Below are 2851 nucleotides of genomic sequence, written 5' to 3'. Positions count from 1 at the left end.
CCGAGCGCACAGCGTAATCATCACGCCCACAAAAAAGGAGCCTCGCAAGGCTCCTTTTTGTACAACCTGAAGTGTCAGTCGAACACGCCAAAGGTCATGTAGCTGAACCACGAGCGGTCGCTGTTGTTACCTTCGGACTCGTGTTGCTCTTCTTCGACTGCGTCGCCATTTCCATCTTTAGGCTTCAGTTCGGCCGGAATCGCTTCCTTGGCATCCTGGAACTGTCTCTGCACGTCCTGGTTGGCGCGGGTTTCGCCCGGCGGCAGCGGCGGACGGGACTCGATCAGACCCAGTGTGGCCTTGCTCAACCACGAACGGTTGTCAGCTTCGGCGACCGAAGGCTTGAACTGACCGTCTTCCAGGCTTGGGTGGTTCGGGTAGTTGAGCTTCAGGGTTTCGAGGCTGGTGGCCTCCAGTTCGTCCAGATGCATTCGCTGGTAGGCTTCAGTCATGATCGCCAGGCCGTCACCGACAGACGGGGTATCCTGGAAGTTTTCCACTACGTAACGGCCGCGGTTCGCGGCGGCGACATAGGCCTGACGGGTCAGGTAATAGTGGCCAACGTGAATCTCGTAGGCGGCCAGCAGGTTACGCAGGTAAATCATGCGTTGCTTGGCGTCCGGCGAGTAGCGGCTGTTCGGGAAGCGGCTGGTCAGCTGGGCGAACTCGTTGAAGGAGTCGCGAGCGGCACCCGGATCACGCTTGCTCATGTCCAGCGGCAGGAAACGCGCCAGCAGGCCGACATCCTGATCAAAGGACGTCAGACCTTTCATGTAGTAGGCATAATCCACATTCGGGTGCTGCGGGTGCAGTCGAATGAAACGCTCGGCGGCCGACTTGGCAGCTTCAGGCTCGGTGTTTTTGTAGTTCGCGTAGATGAGTTCGAGTTGAGCCTGATCAGCGTAGCGACCGAACGGATAACGCGATTCCAGAGCCTTCAGCTTGGTAATGGCGCTGGTGTAGCTACTCTTGTCCAGATCTTGCTGAGCCTGCTGGTACAGCTCGACTTCGCTAAGGTTTTCGTCTACGACTTCCTTCGATGAGCAAGCAGCGGTCAATGCGAGGATGGCGATCAGCAGCAGGTGTTTCACTTGCATGGCGGCTTGCGTCCCTATGACGGCCGCTGTCTTGGGCGTGGCCGTCCTGTTATGATGAGCGCCCCGTTGTATAGCCTCGGGGCAAAAGACGCCGTATTTAACCACAAGCGCGCAGCCGAAACCAAAAGCTGTGCCGACGCCTAGTCTGAGCATGTCCGATAAAATTGAACTCCGCGCAGAGGTGCCGTCCGAATTGGGCGGCCAACGCCTCGATCAAGTCGCCGCACAATTATTCGCTGAGCACTCGCGCTCGCGCCTTTCCGCCTGGATCAAAGACGGCCGCCTGACTGTGGATGGGGCGGTTATCCGCCCGCGAGACATCGTTCACGGTGGCGCCATTCTTGAACTGACTGCCGAGCAGGAAGCTCAGGGCGAATGGATCGCTCAAGACATCGAGCTGGACATCGTCTATGAAGATGACGACATCCTGGTGATCAACAAGCCTGCGGGTCTGGTGGTGCATCCGGCTGCCGGTCACGCTGATGGCACCTTGCTCAACGCCTTGCTGCACCACGTGCCGGACATTATCAATGTGCCCCGCGCCGGTATCGTGCATCGCCTGGACAAGGACACCACCGGTTTGATGGTGGTGGCCAAGACCATTCAGGCGCAGACACAGCTTGTCACTCAATTGCAGAGCCGCAGCGTAAGCCGGATCTACGAGTGCATCGTGATCGGTGTAGTGACGGCGGGTGGCAAGATCAACGCGCCCATCGGTCGTCACGGCCAGCAACGCCAGCGCATGGCGGTGATGGAAGGTGGCAAGCAAGCCGTCAGCCACTACCGCGTGCTCGAGCGTTTCCGCTCCCACACTCACGTGCGGGTGAAGCTGGAAACCGGTCGTACCCACCAGATTCGTGTGCACATGGCGCACATTAACTACCCGTTGGTCGGAGACCCTGCCTACGGCGGTCGCTTCCGTATCCCGCCGGCAGCCAGCGTGACCATGGTCGAGTCGTTGAAGGCGTTCCCGCGTCAGGCCCTGCATGCGCGGTTCCTGGAACTGGATCACCCTACTACCGGTAAACGCATGAGCTGGGAATCACCGTTGCCGGACGATTTCGTCTGGTTGCTGACCCTGCTCAAGCAAGACCGTGAGGCGTTCATCGGATGAGTGACTGGCTGATTCCCGGCTGGCCTGCGCCTGCCGGGGTGAAAGCCTGTGTGACCACCCGTGCGGGCGGCGTCAGTCTGGCGCCGTTCGACAGCCTCAACCTCGGTGATCACGTCGACGACAGCCCCGAAGCTGTGGTCGAAAATCGCCGTCGCCTCACCGATCATTTCTCTATTCAACCGGCCTGGCTGCAACAGGTTCACGGCATCGCCGTGGCCCACGCGGACCCAAGTCTGGTAGCCACTGCTGACGCCAGTTGGACAGCCACGCCCGGTATTGCCTGCGCTTCAATGACCGCAGACTGCTTGCCGGTGCTGTTTTGCGACCGTGCAGGCTCTCGCGTTGCGGCGGCCCATGCCGGTTGGCGTGGGTTGGCGGCGGGTGTGCTGGAAGCGACCCTCGACGCGTTGGCCGCACCGGCAGAAGACGTGCTTGTCTGGCTCGGCCCGGCCATTGGCCCGCAAGCCTTTGAAGTTGGCCCGGAAGTGCGCGAAACATTCGTTCAGCAATTACCCGACGCAGCCCAAGCTTTTGTGCCAAGCCCAAACGCCGGCAAATTCATGGCCGACATCTATGAGCTGGCGCGTTTGCGTCTGGCGGCCCGTGGTGTCACCGCTGTTTATGGCGGCGGTTACTGCAC

General features: G+C 60.2%; 3 protein-coding genes. 2 read left to right on the top strand and 1 reads right to left on the bottom strand.

The genetic code is table 11. The features are described from left to right. Window positions 1–74: 74 nt before the first annotated feature. Window positions 75–1097 carry an outer membrane protein assembly factor BamD gene (locus tag AC1DSG_RS29860; RefSeq protein WP_477794085.1) on the bottom strand — a complete coding sequence of 341 codons (1023 nt, stop codon included), beginning with the start codon at window positions 1095–1097 and terminating at the stop codon, window positions 75–77. Window positions 1098–1248: 151 nt separating this feature from the next. Here AC1DSG_RS29860 and rluD point away from each other — a divergent pair, with 151 nt between their 5' ends. Beyond that, the gene (rluD, locus tag AC1DSG_RS29855) at window positions 1249–2211 is read left to right on the top strand and encodes a 23S rRNA pseudouridine(1911/1915/1917) synthase RluD (protein ID WP_007942311.1); all 963 of its coding nucleotides are present in this window, start codon (window positions 1249–1251) and stop codon (window positions 2209–2211) included. After that, window positions 2208–2851, top strand: a 644-nt coding sequence (pgeF, locus tag AC1DSG_RS29850; protein WP_477794084.1) for a peptidoglycan editing factor PgeF, incomplete at its 3' end; no start/stop codon positions are given. The genes rluD and pgeF, both read left to right, overlap by 4 nt.

The organism is Pseudomonas sp. P5_A12, assembly GCF_056400685.1.
The sequence above is the reverse complement of the archived record's forward strand: the minus strand, read 5'-3'. Positions and strand labels throughout refer to the sequence as shown.

Coding starts and splice junctions, on each gene's coding strand:
- AC1DSG_RS29860 (WP_477794085.1), bottom strand. CDS start 1,097: ATGCAAGTGAAACACCTGCTGCTGATCGCCATCCTCGCATTGACCGCT.
- rluD (WP_007942311.1), top strand. CDS start 1,249: ATGTCCGATAAAATTGAACTCCGCGCAGAGGTGCCGTCCGAATTGGGC.